Source organism: Streptomyces sp. NH27, from assembly GCF_056859195.1.
The window spans coordinates 1-15,485 of the sequence record NZ_JACEGK010000141.1 but is presented as its reverse complement, the minus strand read 5'-3'; the positions used below and the strand labels follow the sequence as shown (position 1 = coordinate 15,485).

The 15,485-nt window shown below is 73.0% G+C and carries 11 protein-coding genes; 5 read left to right on the top strand and 6 right to left on the bottom strand.

What is annotated here, in order from left to right; translation table 11 throughout:
* A partial coding sequence (locus AC13HU_RS14210; protein WP_483042201.1) for a hypothetical protein occupies positions 1 to 287 on the bottom strand: 287 nt, incomplete at its 3' end.
* Between AC13HU_RS14210 and AC13HU_RS14205 the strand changes: the two genes are divergently transcribed.
* Positions 277 to 873 carry a hypothetical protein gene (locus AC13HU_RS14205; RefSeq protein WP_483042200.1) on the top strand — a complete coding sequence of 199 codons (597 nt, stop codon included), beginning with the start codon at positions 277 to 279 and terminating at the stop codon, positions 871 to 873. The two genes, AC13HU_RS14210 and AC13HU_RS14205, sit on opposite strands and share 11 nt — an antisense overlap.
* A 117-nt stretch (positions 874 to 990) precedes the next feature.
* Here the strand turns inward: AC13HU_RS14205 and AC13HU_RS14200 are convergent, their stop codons facing one another.
* Positions 991 to 3,237 (bottom strand): alpha-L-rhamnosidase-related protein, encoded by a 2,247-nt coding sequence (locus tag AC13HU_RS14200; protein ID WP_483042199.1) that lies wholly within the window; start codon positions 3,235 to 3,237, stop codon positions 991 to 993.
* A gap of 445 nt (positions 3,238 to 3,682) precedes the next feature.
* Here AC13HU_RS14200 and AC13HU_RS14195 point away from each other — a divergent pair, with 445 nt between their 5' ends.
* On the top strand, positions 3,683 to 6,448 hold the full coding sequence (locus tag AC13HU_RS14195) for a hypothetical protein (protein ID WP_483042198.1): 2,766 nt from the start codon (positions 3,683 to 3,685) through the stop codon (positions 6,446 to 6,448).
* A complete protein-coding gene (locus AC13HU_RS14190; RefSeq protein WP_483042197.1) occupies positions 6,445 to 6,981 on the top strand; it encodes a hypothetical protein in 537 nt (178 codons plus the stop codon). Before AC13HU_RS14195 ends, AC13HU_RS14190 begins: the two co-directional genes overlap by 4 nt.
* A 315-nt stretch (positions 6,982 to 7,296) precedes the next feature.
* On the opposite strand, the gene AC13HU_RS14185 is transcribed toward AC13HU_RS14190, so the two are convergent.
* A complete protein-coding gene (locus AC13HU_RS14185) occupies positions 7,297 to 7,947 on the bottom strand; it encodes a response regulator transcription factor (protein WP_483042196.1) in 651 nt (216 codons plus the stop codon).
* Entirely contained in the window at positions 7,935 to 9,236 is a 1,302-nt protein-coding gene (locus AC13HU_RS14180; RefSeq protein ID WP_483042195.1) for a sensor histidine kinase, read from the bottom strand. The genes AC13HU_RS14185 and AC13HU_RS14180 overlap by 13 nt, the downstream gene beginning before the upstream one ends.
* A 135-nt stretch (positions 9,237 to 9,371) precedes the next feature.
* Between AC13HU_RS14180 and AC13HU_RS14175 the strand changes: the two genes are divergently transcribed.
* A complete protein-coding gene (locus tag AC13HU_RS14175) occupies positions 9,372 to 9,887 on the top strand; it encodes a hypothetical protein (protein WP_483042194.1) in 516 nt (171 codons plus the stop codon).
* Between the two features lie 66 nt (positions 9,888 to 9,953).
* Positions 9,954 to 10,619 (top strand): class I SAM-dependent methyltransferase, encoded by a 666-nt coding sequence (locus tag AC13HU_RS14170; RefSeq protein WP_483042193.1) that lies wholly within the window; start codon positions 9,954 to 9,956, stop codon positions 10,617 to 10,619.
* Between the two features lie 243 nt (positions 10,620 to 10,862).
* Here AC13HU_RS14170 and AC13HU_RS14165 read toward each other — a convergent pair whose 3' ends face one another.
* Positions 10,863 to 13,067, bottom strand: coding sequence for a protein kinase domain-containing protein (locus AC13HU_RS14165; RefSeq protein ID WP_483042192.1), 2,205 nt, complete (start codon positions 13,065 to 13,067; stop codon positions 10,863 to 10,865).
* 2 nt (positions 13,068 to 13,069) lie between these two features.
* Complete coding sequence (locus AC13HU_RS14160; RefSeq protein WP_483042202.1) at positions 13,070 to 15,400, bottom strand: protein kinase domain-containing protein; 2,331 nt, start codon at positions 15,398 to 15,400, stop codon at positions 13,070 to 13,072.
* Positions 15,401 to 15,485: the final 85 nt, after the last annotated feature.

The following is a 15,485-nucleotide window of genomic DNA, read 5'->3' as shown; positions in this document are numbered from 1 at the left end:
GCGGTGGGAGCCGCCGCTGCGATGGCCGCAGTGCTTCCGCTGGTACTGCACTCCGCGCACGGCGCCGACCGCGGCCGTTCCGCCGCCTCACGCCCGCAGCCGACGGCCACGGCCGTCGTCGGTGCCACGGCCGCGACCACGGCGCCGGCGAGCCCTTCCCCCTCCACGGCGGCATCCGGCAGGAAGACCGCCCCGGGCGCCGCGTCCACCGCGTCCACCGCGTCCACCACGGCGCCGACCGAGGGCAGCTCCGAACCACCGGTCCAGGTGACCGTGTTGTCGGACAACTGGGACACCCAGTGCGGCCAGTGGTTCCTGCTCCAGCAGCAGCCCGGAAAGGTCCCGCCGCCGCCTTCGCTGCAGCAGGACGACGCGTGGGCCGGCGCGCTCGGCGGCGTACCGGCCGGGGACCTGCGGCTCCAGGTGACCGCGCAGAGCGTGTCCGGGCAGCCGGTGGTGCTGCACGCGCTGTACGTGCGGGTCGTCAGCAGTACGGCCGCGCCGAAGGGGAACGGCTACACCCCCGGTTCGGGATGCGGCGGCGGGCTCGACCCCGCGTCGTTCGCCGTCGACCTCGACACGACCGCCCCCCGTGCCCACCCGGTGCGCGGCTACGTGGACGACGGCTCGGCGCCCGTGCTGTCCACCTTCCCCTTCCAGATCGCCCACGACTCGCAGGTCCTCGACGTGGACGCGCACACCTCGGACCGCGACGTCAGCTGGTACCTGGAGCTCGTCTGGAGCTGTGGCGACCGCCAGGGCACCCTGCGGATCGACGACCACGGCAAGCCCTTCCGCACGGTGGGACTGAAGAACGACCCCACCTACTTCTACGACGGCAACGCCTGGTCGCCGTCGTCCCCGCAGAGCTGACCAGCGGCCGAGCCGACCACGCCGCAGGGCCGACCACGCCGCAGGGCCGACCACGCCGCAGGGCCGACCGGCCGCGTACCGCGACCGGCCGGCCCTGACGTCACAAGACGGGCGACGTCACAGGGTGTGGGACGTCAGCGTGTGGTGGCCGGGGCCGACGTGTCCCACGCGGACCGTCGTGCCGTCGGCGCTGACCTGCGCGCCGCCCACCGCCCGGGTGCCGTTCCAGACCGTACGGCCGTCGAGTTCGACCCGGACCTTGTGCCCGTTCGTCGGGACGGCGAGTTCGCCGACCGTGCCGCGCGGGGCGACGGCGGTCAGGGTGAAGCCGTGCGACGAGGACCGCCAGGAGGCGGTGATGTCGCCGTGCGGGGTCGGGACGCTGCCCTGCGCCCAGGTCAGACCGCCGGGGGCCGGCACGATCGAGTAGCCGGAGAAGCCGGCACCGGTCGGCTTGACGCCCAGCACCTGCGTGGTGAGGGAGATGGTCGGGCCGGCTGCCCAGCCGTGCGCGAGGCTGGTGAACTGCGCGATGCCCGGGTCGCCGTCGAGGTTCGCCTTCTCCCACAGCGTGCCGCCGGGGTCCTCGCCGAGCTGGTGACCCCAGAAGGTCCGCATGAGCTGGAGCGCCTGCTGCTGCTCGGTGCCGCTGGGGTCGGGCACGTCCAGGCGGGCGCTCGCCTCGAAGCCGCTGGGCAGCGGCTCGTAGAAGGGCTGGATGGAGGCGTTGGGGGTGCTGGGCGAGACGGTGAGGGAGCCGTAGCTGCTCCAGTTGTTCTTCCGCAGGTAGTCCATGGCCTGCGCGGACTGGCCGCTGCTCGCGATGCCGGTGAGCACGGCGGCGGCGTTGGCGTCCTGCGGGTACGCATTCGGGATCTCGGTGGAGAGCCGGTACGCGCCGGTCGTGGCGTCCCAGAGCTGGGAGTTGATCGCGTTCTTCACGTCGGTGGCGCGGCCGGCGTACGTACGGGCGTCGGTGGCGTCGCCGCGGGAGGTGGCCAGCGCCGCCATCTCGTCGAGGTTCCGCTTGTACAGCGCGTTGACGTACGTCTCGTGGCCGCAGTCGCTGTAGCCGTAGTGGCCGCAGGAGTTGGCGCTCGCGAAGGAGATCAGCCCGTTGCTGTCCTCGGCGCGGACCGACTCAAGCCAGGCCATCGCCTTGGTCAACTGGGGCCACCACTTGGCGAGATAGGCCCGGTCGCCGGTGTAGAGCCAGTGTTCGTAGTGGTTGTGGACGAACCACGTGACGTACTCGCCGTAGGTGCGGATCTCGTCCTGGTTGTGCTGGCCGACCAGGCTCTCGGCGGGCACGTAGCCGTCGGAGAGCTGCTGGGAGCCCAGCGAGGACAGCGAGTTGTCGACCGCGGGCACGTCGTCGGTGCTGAGGTACGTGACCGGGGCCTGGATGGCGAGGTCGCCCTGCCAGACGACCCGGTCGCGCTTGGCGCCGTCGAAGATGACCTCCTGCCGGGGGTCGGCGCCGGGCACCTGTGCGTCGGAGTGGTCGGCCTCGCCGGTCTGGTAGGGCCAGTTCTTGGCGGTGTCGGACATCCAGGTGTCCAACTGGACCGTGTACGCGCCGCTGTACCAGATCTTGTTCAGCTCGTTGTCGCTGGACAGGAACCAGCCCTGGTAGTCGGCCGGGTCGGACTGCTTCGGCGCGGCCGAGAAGTCGAGGGAGACGGCGCCGAGATCGACCCAGCCGGGTCCGTCGAGGAAGACGGTGGCGTAGCGGAAGCCGCCGCGCAACTGGCTGTCGGTGAGGGTGGCCGGGAGCTTCGCCGGGTCGATGGTGAAGGTGTGGCTGTCGGCGTCGTAGGTGTACGGCTGGCCGGGGTAGCCGTTCCAGATGTTGGCGGTGTCGCAGCCGGGGGCGACCGCGTCCTCGCCGTTGTTGCTCTGCGCGGGGGAGGCCGCGAACTGCTTCGACTCGCTGAAGCACACGTGCAGTTGAGGCGGCGTCTTCGACGCGCCGGCCACCCGTATCCGGAACTTGCCGCCCACGTCCTTGCCGAAGTCCAGTGTCACCAGCGGCGATTGGGTGCGGTCGCCGGAACTGGTCAGCCGCAGCGGCTTGTTGCCCTTGCCGAGCAGCGCCTTCGGGTCGCCCTGGACGGAGCCGCCCCGGGCGGAGACGGACGACACCGAGACCGGCTCGACGACGTGGCCCTGGGGAGCGAGGACATAGGGTCGCCAGTCCCCCTGCCGGGGCTGGTAACCGGTGTCGGTCCACGGGTTCTTCGCCGGGTGCGCGGCGCCGTGCGCGGACTGCGCCACCGCCGCGTTGACCGTCAGCATGCTGATCAGAGTGACACCGGCGGACACCGCGGCCAGCGTTCCTCTGCTCCTCGATCTGTGGATCATGTCCCCTCTTCCCGTTCCCCACGCGTGATGGCGGCATGGCGCCGGCTCGTACGGCCCAACTGCCCCCGATGCGGACTGAGACGATTCAATCCGCCAGCGCACGCTAGCCCCGGCGTTGCGTTCAATCAACAGTTCAACCAGGAATGATCTGCGCCGACGGTTCCGGTGGGCGGGAGTTGGTGGTCCTCTGCCCGATTGAAAGCTTCAATACGGGCGCCCGTCGGCGGCACCTCGGCCCGCGGGCGGGAGTTGGGTGAGCGGTGCGCGGGCGCTGCGTGGGTGCCGGGCCGGAGCCGCCGGGCCAGGATGACGGGCCAGGCGTCTTGTGGGGCGTTCGGAACGGGTGGGACGCTGGGTTACGAGCGGCACGAGCCATCGACCCGGGGGACGCGAAGTCGTGGTGGAAGTAGTTCAGTTACGGGCGGGCCGGAGTCGGGCACGGACGGTGGGGCGGGCTGCCGTCCGCACGTGGCTGCGCGCCCTGACGGTGCTGCTGCTGGCCTTCGCCACGACCGTTGCCGTGGCGCCGTACGGCGTGGCCGACGGCACGAAGCCGGCCGGTGCGGCGCAGGGCACCGACCTCTCCAAGCGCTACGACAACCCCCTGCTCAGCCCGCCGCTCCTGCCGGTGGCGCAGCTGCGGATGGCGCTGTACGACGAACTCCCCAAGGGGGACAAGGACAAGGCGTTCGACCCGGCGCGCAACGGCGCCGTCGTCTTCCTCGACCCCTTGCTGCTGACCCCCGAGCAGATCCAGCAGCTCGCGGTGGCGACCGCCACCTTCGGCGTCACCGGCAGGAACGCCTGGCAGGCGTCGGTCGCCGAGGTCGACCCTCTGAAGAGCTACCTGTCACCGGAGCTGGTCGAGCGGTTGAAGCAGGCGAACAGCCGGCACCTGATGGCGCTTTCCGCGCTGAACAGCCCCAAGGGCCAGCACTCCGAGGTGGTGCTCCAGCGAGTCCTCGACAAGCTCGGCATCCCCTGGCAGGCGATCGCCCTCGCGGGGTCCGAACGCCGGCAGTGCGCCAGGTGCTCTCCTCTCTACCACCCCGAGACGCCCCTCGTCTTCGGGCACGTCTACGACCTGAGCGTCGCGGAGACCGCCCGGATGAACAAGGACATCGCGGCGGCCCGCCAGACGGTGGCCGCCAAGGGACCCAAGGCGCAGGACCGGGCCGAGCAGAGAGTCAAGAACCAGTACCAGACGTACCGGGAAGACCGGGACGGCCGTGCCAAGCAGCAGTTGGCGCTCGACATGGAGGGTGTGAAGGAGGAGATGGCGAAGCAGGCCGCCTCGACTCCCGCACCGCTGTTCACCACACCGTCCTCCCCCTGCGCGACGTCCGGCGCGAAGTCGCAGGGCCTGGGCGGGCAGAGCGGCGCGACCTCACCTGGGCTCGTCCTCGCGGCGGCGCAGATCAGGGCCGGCGGACCCTGCGACGAGGACGAGGGCACGTCGCAGTCCGCGAACGCCACCGGCCTGGGCCCCACCCTCAGCCGTCCCGGCCAGGCCGACGGCGGCATCGACTTCTCCACCCTGGAACTGCGCTACCTCGCCGACCCCGGTGACGGCAGCGGCCTGCAGTACTCCTTCAGCGCCGACCTGGACCCCTTGAAGGGGGACACCCGCCAGTCCACCGGCATCACGGCCGCGTCCGAGAGTTCCGACGCGTTCTTCGTCTGGCTGGAGTTGGACCCCTCGGCGTTCTGGGTCAACCTCAACCCCACCGAGCCGGACCGGATCGTCGACGCCAAGCTGGGCCGTACCGACGCCGGGCGCGTCATGCTCCAGGCGGACCTGCAGATGAAGAAGAGCATCGGCACCCTCATCCACCCCGACACCGCGCTGGGCAAGCGGTTCTGGGGACAGATGGCGGGCAACTGCATGTCGTACCGGACCTGGATCGTGCCCGCACCCGCCAAGGTGCACCAGGACGGCGACAAGCTCTACATCCTCGACGCGCCCCTGAACGTCGAGATGGAGACGCAGTACCTCAAGCTGCACGGCACGGCCGCCGCCGCGTCCTGCCCGAAGCAGGACAAGGCCACCGAGACCCACAACGAGCAGCTCTTCCGCAGCCTGGTGCTGCCCGAGCTCAAGCACGAGATCAACACCGCCCCCGCGTACGCGGACCTGCGCCGCGTCTACCTCGCCCGGGTCGCCGCCGAGTGGTACCGCGACCTCAGCCGCGACCGGCACACCGCGTACGGCGACCTCGTCGACAAGGGCGACATCGGCGACTGGACGACCGCGACGGGCTGGAAGCCCACCGACACCTTCCACGACTACGTGGACTCGTACACCAAGGGTGAGTTCAACGTCACCCACAAGACCACCGAGGGCGACACGGTCTACACCCGCACCTACGTCTACGGCGGCGTCGACCTGACGAAGGTGCCCTTCCAGCAGGTCGATGGCTCCGGGTTCACGGCGCACTACGCCCAACTGCCTTCCAGCGTCGGTCAGTCGCTGAACAAGCCCTCGGCGGACAGCGGTTCGCACACGGTCTGGCTCGGCGCACCCACCCCGCGGCAGGTGTCCGCGGCCTCGGCGCACCACGGCATCTCCCTCGCCTCCTTCAAGGTCGTGATCCGGGCGCTGCCCGAACTGGTGCTGCTGGCACTGGTGTTGGTCTTCTGGCGGCGGCGCAGGGTGGCCGCTGCCGGCCCGGCCGCCGCGCGCCGCGGGCCGCTGCGCCGATCCGCCCGCACGTCGCACCCGCCACGCGCCCGGGTACGGATGCCGGTGCCGGTGCGGACCCGGAAGCAGCCGCGGTCCCAGCAACACGGGCAGGAACCGCCGGCCGCGCAACCGGCCGCCGTCACACCGCCATCGGCGCCGAAGCCGTCCGCCGCGGCCCCCGCGACCCTGCCCGCCGCCGGGGAGTACACCTCCGAGCACCTCGCGCGCGTCACCCGCCACCTGGCGCGCCCCGAACTCGACCGCTTCACCCCGAACGACGCCATGGTCGCCGGCATCCGGCAGGCGCTGGCCGCCGGCCGCACGCTCGGCGAGGGCGAGGTCGACTTCCTGCGCCACCAGCTCACCGAGGCCCGGCTGATGGACGGCGGCGCGAGCCCGGAGGACGCGTACGAGGAGGCGCTGCGCAGCCATCCGCCGGCCAGGAACTACACCCCCGAGGTGATCGACCGGTACCCCGGGCTGTTCAACAACGCCTGGCGGCGCGCATGGGGGCTGGAGCCCCGGTGATCATCAGCAGGCTGGGCGGCCGGCGCGCCGCGATCCGCCCCGACGAGCCCACGGCCGCGTACACCGCCGTGCACACGGCGCGCCGCGAACGGCCCGGCGCCGACCGCCGCGGCCGGCCGGTGCGGACCGTGGTGGAACTGCGCCGGTCGTTCGGCGGCACCACGATGCGGGCCCTGCTCGGCGCCGCGTTCGAGCCGGCCGCGCCGGGGACCGCGACCGTCTTCGAGCTGCGGCACGGCACGCCGCTGGACCTGGACGCGGCCCGCGCGTGCCGCAGCGAACTCGGCGGCCCGCTGACGGCCGGACTGCCCTCCGACTTCGCCCCGGCCGTACTCGACGCGCTGGTGGGCGCGCCCGGCGAACGGCCTTTGCCCGCAGGGCTGTTGCGGGTGGACCGGGCAGGATTCGACGCGCTCGCCTCCGGCGAGACCGCGTTCATCCTCGCAGCGGGCCTGCTGCGGCTGGCCGTTGACGCGCTGGCCCGCGGCGGCGACGCGATCGCCGTGACCCGGTCCGCGCTGAACCGCTGGTGAAGCGGGACACACACCGCGCGCCCCGGCAACTGCCGGTAGGGCTGCCGGGGCGCGGCATCATCCGGCCGGCGTCGGCCGTGCTGGCTTCGTTCACGTTCGGCGGCAGCGTTTGTCGACGAGTTTGAGCAGCAGTTGGCGATCAGGACACCAGTGATGACCAGCCCCACCCATGCCATGGCCCTGCGCACGACGGCCACCGCCTTCGACTCCCAGCGCGGCAGAGCCTGGTGGAGAGCACCTGTCCGAAGGTGCCGCATTCCCCACCAGATGGCGATCGGCACCGTTGTCGACTGGGCATACGGGCAGGATCGCGTACTATGCGGTCACAACGCCCAGGAAGCGCAACACCGCCAGGACGCGGCGGTGGTCGGCGTCGGCCTTGGGCAGGTCGAGCTTGGTGAAGATGCTGTTGATGTGCTTGGCGACAGCGCTCTCGCTCACCACCAGCTCGGCGGCGACGCCGGAGTTGGACCGGCCGCCCGCCATCAGCTCCAGCACCTCCCGCTCGCGCGATGTCAGCCGGTCGAGCGGACCGCTGTGCCGGCGCACCAGCAGCTGCGCGACGACCTGCGGGTCGAGCGCGGTACCGCCGGCCGCCACCCGGCGTACCGCCTCGGCGAACTCCTCGACGTCGGCGACCCGTTGCTTGAGCAGATAGCCGACGCCCGAGGTGTTGGCGGCGAGCAGATCGGCGGCGTACCGCTCCTCCACGTACTGCGACAGCAGGAGCACGGCGGTACGCGGGTACTGGCGGCGGATCACCAGCGCGGCACGTACTCCCTCGTCGGTGAAGCCGGGCGGCATGCGCACGTCGACCACGGCGATGTCGGGACGGTGCTCCTCGACGGCCGTCAGCAGCCCTTCTGCGTCGGTGACCTGCGCGCACATCTCGAAGCCGACCGCCTCCAGTACCTTGACCACGCCGATGCGCAGCAAGAGGGAATCCTCGGCGATCACGGCGCGCACGGCAGCTCCACGGTGATGACGGTCGGGCCCCCGGCGGGGCTGCGGCAGGAGAACGTGCCGTCGACGGACGCGACGCGCTTGGCGAGCCCGGCGAGCCCGGTGCCGCCGCCGGCCGCCGCGAGATCCGCGCCGCCCGCTCCGTCGTCCGCGACGACCACCAGCAGTGTCTCCCCGATCCGCTCCACGGTCACATCCGCCCGGGTCGCCTGGGCGTGTTTGACCACGTTCGTCAGGGCCTCGGAGACCACGAAGTACGCGACGGCCTCGACCGTGGGTGAGGTGCGCCGCGGCAGGTCCACCGCCACGCGCACCGGGATCGGGAGGCGGGCGGCGACCCCGGACAGCGCGGCGTCGAGGCCGCGGTCCTCAAGGACGGCCGGATGCAGGCCGCGCACCAGGTTGTTCAGCTCGGCGATCGCCTCCTTCGCCTCGCGGTGCGCCTCGTCGATCACCTTGCGGGCGTCCGCCGGCAGGTCGCCGAGGGTGGCCCTGGCCAGGCCCAGGTTGACGGCGAGTGAGACGAGGCGCTGCTGCGCGCCGTCGTGCAGGTCGCGCTCGATCCGCCGCCGCTCGGTGTCGGCGGCGTCGAGCACGCCGGTCCGGCTCTCGGCGAGGTCGGCGACCCGGCGGGCGAGCTTCTCCGTGCGGCTGGGGCCGAGCAGGACCTCGGCCGCCCGGGTCTCCAGCCGCACCAGAGCGCCGGTCAGCCGGGGCCCGAGGAACAGCAGGGCGAGGCCGCCGGCGGTGATGTACGCGGCCTGCGTGGTGTACCCGAGGTCGGTGACCCGCCATTGCGGGGGCAGCGCCCAGATCCACACGTAGATGGAGGCGGCCACGAGAGCGGCGGCCCAGACGGCGAGGACGGCGAGGTCCAGGACGGCCAGCAGCGGACCCGCCACGGCGTGGTAGCAGACCTGCCGCCACAAGGCCCGGCCGATCAGCCGGCGCACCGCCGACTTCCAGTTGCGTCCGGGCCCGGGTGCGGCGGGGCGCGGGAGGTCCTTGCCGACGAGCGCCCGGTAGCGCCGCCGCTGCCCGACGGTCAGCAGGGGTGTCACCACGAGCGTGAGCAGCACGGGCAGCGCGATCACGAGGGGTATCACCACGAGCGCGAGCAGCACGGGCAGCGCAGTCAGGGCCGGCACCCCCGCTATCGCGCCGGCCAGCCAGAACCACAGTGGCACCACGGCGAGGTGGAGCGGCAGGCCGGCGGCGACGAGCGCGGTCCGGTGTCCCGCCCTGCGGAACGGCCGGCCCGGCACCAGCCGCAGCCACGTCGTGAGTTGCATGCGTCAAACGGTAAAGCCGCAGGCCATCCCCGTGCCATGGCGCTGCCGCCCGGTGCGGGGGTGCACTTTCCTCCACCCCGGGTCGGAACCCTGCGTGACTGACGGCGCCCTGGTGCGCGGCGGAGGGTGGAGCACGTGAAGGGGAGAGCCGGCGGGGAGCGGGGGAAGACGATGCGTCAACTGGTGTTGTGCGATGACGAATTGGCCGGTGCCGAGGGCTTCGACCGCGCCGAGGTGATCCCGCTGTACGAAGAGGCGGAGGAGCCGCGCCCGGCGCGGGGCATGCGGCGGGCCGGGGGGCTGCTGGTCGCCTGCGGGCTCGGCCTGCTGCCGTGGCTGTACGTGCTGGCCACCGGCCTGCCGGCCACCGCGACCGCGGCGCACTGGCCGGTCGCCTGGGTCGGGCTCGACGCGCTGGAGGCGCTCGGCCTGATCGCCACCGGGCTCCTCGCCGCCCGCGGTGACCGGCGGCACGCCTTGGCGGCCGCCGCGACCGCGACGCTGCTTGTGGTGGACGCCTGGTTCGACACCACGACCGCGGCCCCGGGCGGCGACTTCGCCACCGCGGTCGCCATGGCGCTCGGTGCCGAGCTGCCGCTCGCCGTGCTGTGCGGCCGGCTGGCGCTGCGGGCGCTGGGCCGGCGCGCGTGACGCCGACCGCCCGACCGCATACCACGAACAACGATCACGAACCGAATCGATCCACCGGAGAACACCATGCACCGCATCACTACCGCCCCCATCGCCCCGATCCCGGCCCGGACCCGCTGGGCGGTCGCCGCCGGCGTCGGCGCCGCGTTGGCCGCCGCCTGGTGGCTGGGCGACACGGCGCCCTATCCGTACGCCCAACGCGGCCTCCTCGACGTGCCGTTGCCGTTCCTGACAGCCGACCGGATGGACGCCGTACTGCAACCGCGGCCGGGGGAGCGGATCCTGGAGATCGGCCCGGGGACCGGCCTGCAGTCGCTGCGCGTCGCCCCGCAGCTCGGGCCGGAGGGACGGCTCGATGTGCTCGACATCCAGCAGGAGATGCTCGACCACGTGATGTGCCGCGCCGAGCGCGACGGCCTGGCGACGATCAGGCCCACCCGCTCGGACGCACGTGAACTGCCCTACGCCGACGGGACATTCGACGCCGTATACGCCGTGACCGCGCTCGGCGAGATCCCCGAGCCGGATCGGGTACTGCGCGAGGCGGCACGGGTGCTGGCACCAGGCGGGCGGCTGGTGATCGGCGAGTTCTTCGACCGGCACTGGATCCCCTTCGGCCGACTGCACCGGCTCGCCGACGCCGCCGGCCTCCACCTGACCGAGCGCCGCGGCCCAAGCCCGGCATACCTCGCCCGCTTCCGACCCTGCAAAGCCGACGAGCCAGGCCACTGACGGCACTTCCCGTGAATAAGCCAGCCGTGCCACGCGGTGCGCGCGTACGCCCGCCGACCGCACCGGCCGACGACGGGCTCGACAGGCGCGTCCGTCCGGTACCGGCTCCGTGACAGCGCGGACGGCGCCCGCCGCTGTCCGGCCGGTGAGCTGCCGCACCGGATGCAGCTCGGCCGCCCCCTGTGGGCCCCCGCAGATTGCCGTGGGGGCCGTGGGGGAGTGGGCCGTGGTGTTCTGCCGTGGTCAGGTGGGGGGTTGGTCGAGCGCCAGGAGGGTGCTGCCGTTCGAGATCCAGGTGCGGGTGCCCGAAGTCGCCGCGGTCCAGGGCGCGGCGGGGATGCCGCTGTCGTAGGGCAGGTGCCAGATCTGCTTGCCGTCGGCGAGGCCGTATCCGTACACGCCCGGGTGGCTGCCGCCGGTGATGCCGAGCAGCACCAACCCGGCTTGCGCGCCGAGGACTTGGAACAGACCCTTGCCCAGATCCTCGGTTGCCCACTGCCGGTGCCCGAAGCGCAGGCCGTATGCCGTGAGCGGTCCATGGCCGGCGGTGATGTCCGTGCCGACCGGCGGCGAGGCGGTGGTGAAGAGCGTGCTGCCGAAGGGGGTCAGCTGCTGGATGGCCGCCGGGCGCGCCCGCCACAGGGTTCCGCCGGTGTTCGCGTCCACCGCCGCGAACGCGCCGTTGGCCAGGCTCTGCTGGAAGAGCAGCGTCCTGCCGTCCGGCGTGAGGCGGGCCATGGCCGCGAGCGCCACGTCCGGGATCTGGGCGCCCGGGTCGAGGCCGCTGGGCACCTTCCACAGCGGGTGGCCGTCGGACAGGCGGATGGCGGTCAGTTCGGCGGTGTCGCGGCGCAGGGCGACGACGATGCTGCTGCCCGGGTTCGCGCCGATGCCGAAGATGTCCGTGGGGTAGGTCCACCGGTCCTTGCCGCTGCGGGCGTCCACGGCACGGACGTTGCTGCGGTAGCTCTCGCCGCCCTGCGGGCGCGTCACGCACAGCACCACGTCGCCGCGCGGGTAGACGGTGGTGTGCGCGATGTCGCGGCGCCAGCGTGTCGTGCCGGCCCCGTCGAGGCCGTACAGGTCGCCGGTCAGCGCCGACGTGACGTACGACCAGCCGCCGGCGCCCGCCTGCACGACCAGTCCGTCGGTCTCGGAGCCGTCGCCGCCCGGCGGGGCGAACCGCCAACTGCGCCTGCCCGTAACGATATCCCGGGCGTGCACGGCGCCGTCGAGCTCGATGGCGTACACGGTGCGCCCGTCCGTCGCGGAGGCGGCGGCGCCGTACGGCGGGCTCTGCCACACCGTCTTTCCGGTGGCCGGGTCGAGGGCGGCGGCCCCCGCCCCGCTCTGGGCCGACAGCAGCAGCCGGCCGCGGGACGCCGTCCACACCTTGGGGAAATCCTGCGGGAGTTGCCGGTGCCACAACTGGCGGGGCGGCTTCGGCGGGCTCCCGGAGCCGCGGCCGTCGGCGACGTACCAGCCCGCGAGGCCCGCCGCCACCAGGCCGCCGCCCGCGGCCGCGAGCACCTGGCGCCGTCCCCAGCGGTGCACCCGGGTGCGCGCCAGTTCCAGGCGCACCGTCTCCTCGCGCGCCCGTACGTCCTGCCGTACGGCTTCGGGCAGCCAGCCGGCGCCCGGCAGCGCGGGTCTGCCGAACAGCGCGGCGAGTTCCGGCACCTGCGGGCGCTGCGACGGCTCCTTGGCCATGCACGCCGCGAGGGACTCGCGCAGGGCCGGCGGCGTGTCCGACAAGTCCGGGTCCTCGTGCACGGTGCGGTACAGCAAGGCGTGCAGCGCGCCCGCCCCGAACGCGCCGTGCCCGGTCGCGGCGAACACGAGGGTGGCGCCGAACGAGAAGACGTCGCCGGCCGCCGTACAGGTGCGCCCGGAGATCTGCTCGGGCGGCATGTAGCCGGCGGTGCCGAGGATCTGGCCGGTGCCGGTGAGCCCGGCGGTGTCCACGGCGCGGGAGATACCGAAGTCGATGACCCGCGGGCCGTCGTCGGCGAGCAGGATGTTGGAAGGCTTCAGGTCCCGGTGCACCAGGCCCGCCGCGTGGATCGCCGCGAGCGCCTCGGCGAGCCCGGCGGCCAGCGCGCGCACGCCCTGCTCCGGCATCACGCCGTGCGCGGCCACCGCGTCGGTCAGGGACGGCGCGGGCAGGTAGGCGGTGGCCAGCCAGGGCCGCGCGGCGTCGGGATCGGCGGCCAGGACGGCGGCGGTGAAGGCGCCGCTGACCTTGAAGGCGGCCTCGGTCTCGGCGCGGAACCGCGCCCTGAAGCGCGGGTCCTCGGCGTAGCTGTCGCGCACCACCTTCACCGCGACCGGCCGCCCGGCCCGGGTGGTGGCCAGGTAGACCCGGCCCATGCCGCCGGAGCCGAGCAGGCGGACCACCCGGTACGGGCCGACCGTCGCCGGGAGCGGCGCGGGGGGCGGCGGCGCCACGGTCACAGCGCGTCCGCCCGGTAGCCGCGGACCTGGCCGTCGCCGCTGACGAACACCGTGCTGCCGCTCACCGCGATGCTCCACATGTCGAGGGCCATGCTCGGGACACCGCTGCCGATGGCCGACGGTGAGGAGTCCGAGGTCGGGTGCGGCTTCTGGCGCAGCGCCCACAACTCCTTCCCGTCCGAGGTGCGCAGGGCCAGGCAGCCGGCTGTTCCGCTGGACATGGACGTGCCGTCCGTGCCGAGCGCCAGGGTGCTGAACAGGACCGCGGTGACCTGATCCGACGCGGCGATGGTGCGGCCAGTGAAGGCGTAGGCGGACAGTGGCAGGGGGCTCTCGACCCGCCACCTGACCTTGCCGGTGTGCAGGTCGATCGCGTATACGCGGCTGGTGTCGTTGGCCAGGACCAGGCTGCCGACGACGACCGGAGCGGCCACCGCCGTCATGGACACCGACCAGCGGCGGCGCCCGCTCGCCGTGTCGTACCCGATCAGACCGCCCTTGATGTTGGAGGTGACGAGGATGCCGTCGGCCACCGTGAGGGAGGAGTCGAGGTCTCCCCCGCCCTGCGCGTAGGCGGGGAGGCTGCTGTCGGGGTCGGCGGGCACCTTGACCGACCAGCGGGAGGTCCCGTGCGCGGCGTCCAAGGCGTGCAGCACCAGGCCGGAGTTGGTGTCCTCGGTGTAGTAGAAACCGTCGCGGTCCGCCGCGTAGCGCAGCGTGAATCCGGAGCCGAACGCGAAGGGCTTGCGCCAGATGATGCCGCCCTTGCCGTTCGCACTCAGGCTGATGGCGGCGGCGTTCTGGGTGACCGAGTAATTCGGGGTGGCGCCGGGTGTCGGCGCGACGATGCTGCCCTGGAAGTTGCTGACCATGCAGTAGACGGTGTTGCCGTAGGAGGCCAGCAGTTGGCCGGGGAGGACCTCGATGGACGGGATGGTGGCCTTCTGCAGGGCGCGGGCGGTGGCCGGGTCCACGTTCTCCACGTCGGAGTGCTGGGTGAAGGACGCGTCGAAGTTCTGCCGCCAGACGACCAGGTTGGTGTCGGTGATGCCGAGGACGGAAGCGCGCACGCCGAACGGGTCCTTGCCGCCCGCCGGTTGCCCGTCGGCCTGGGTGCCGCTCCGCCAACGGACCGTGCCGGTCGCGGCGTCGTACGCCGCCACGTACGCGGCGTCCCGCAGCACCACCGTCGAGCCGAAGGCCCGCAGATCGGGCGTGACGGAGCTGGCGGGGCCGGCCGCCGTCCACAACGGCGCCGGAGGAGCGGTGAGTTCGACGGTGCGGGTGTTCGCGCCGAGCGGCTTGCCGCTGCCGGGGTTCTTCGCGGCGATGCCCTTGTCCTTGCCCTTGCCCTTGCCGTCGTCCTTGCCTCTGAGCGCCACCGCCGCGCCGCCCGCCGCGAGTACGCCCACCACCGACAGCCCGCCGATCAGCGCGGCCCTGCGGCTGAGCCGCGGCTCCTTGCGGGTGTCGCCCGGCATATGGCCGGGCGGCGGCGGGGCCAGGGCCATCAACTCGGCGTCGCGGGCGCGCAATGCCAGGTCCTGCCGCAGCGCCGGCAGCAGCAGGTCCTCCGGATCGGCGGGGGCGAGCGCGGCCAGCACCGCCGTCAATGCCGGCCGCCGTGCAGGGGACTTGTCCAGGCAGCGCAGCAACAGCGGGTGCAGGGAGTCCGGTACGCCGGTCAGGTCGGGCTCGGCCGTCACGATCCGGTGCAGCGCGCCCTCGTCGCCCGACCCGAACGGGCCCTCCCCGCACGCCGCGTACACGATCAGCCCGGCCAGCGCGAAGACGTCGCCGGCCGGGCCGACGTCGTGCAGCGAGGAGATCTGCTCGGGCGCCATGAAGGCGGGCGAACCGATCACGGTGCCGGTGTTCGTCAGGCGGGTCTCCCCGAGCGCCTTGCTGATCCCGAAGTCGATCACCCGCGGGCCGTCGGCCGCGAGCAGCACGTTGCCCGGCTTGAGGTCGCGGTGCACGAGCCCGACGGCGTGGATGGCCTGCAACGCCTCGGCGAGCCCGGTGCCGAGCGCACGCAGCGCGGGCTCCTGGAAGGACCCGCAGATCCGCACCGCCTCGGTGAGGGTCGGCGCGGGGACGTAGGCCGAGGCCACCCACGGCCGGTGCCCCTCGGTGTCGGCGTCCGCGACGGGCACCGTGTACACGCCGCCGACCCGCCGCGCGGCCGCCACCTCCCGGCGGAAGCGGCTGCGGAACGCGGGATCGTCGGCGTACTCCTCGCGTACCTGCTTGACCGCCACCAGCCGGCCCCCGAGGGTGCGGCACAGCGACACCACGCCCATGCCGCCGCTGCCGAGCGGACGCATCACCACGTACGGGCCGATGGTGGCGGGTAGTGGGGCTGTTGGGTTTTCGGGTCCGGGTCCGGGTTGGGGCAGTGGGGCTGTTGGG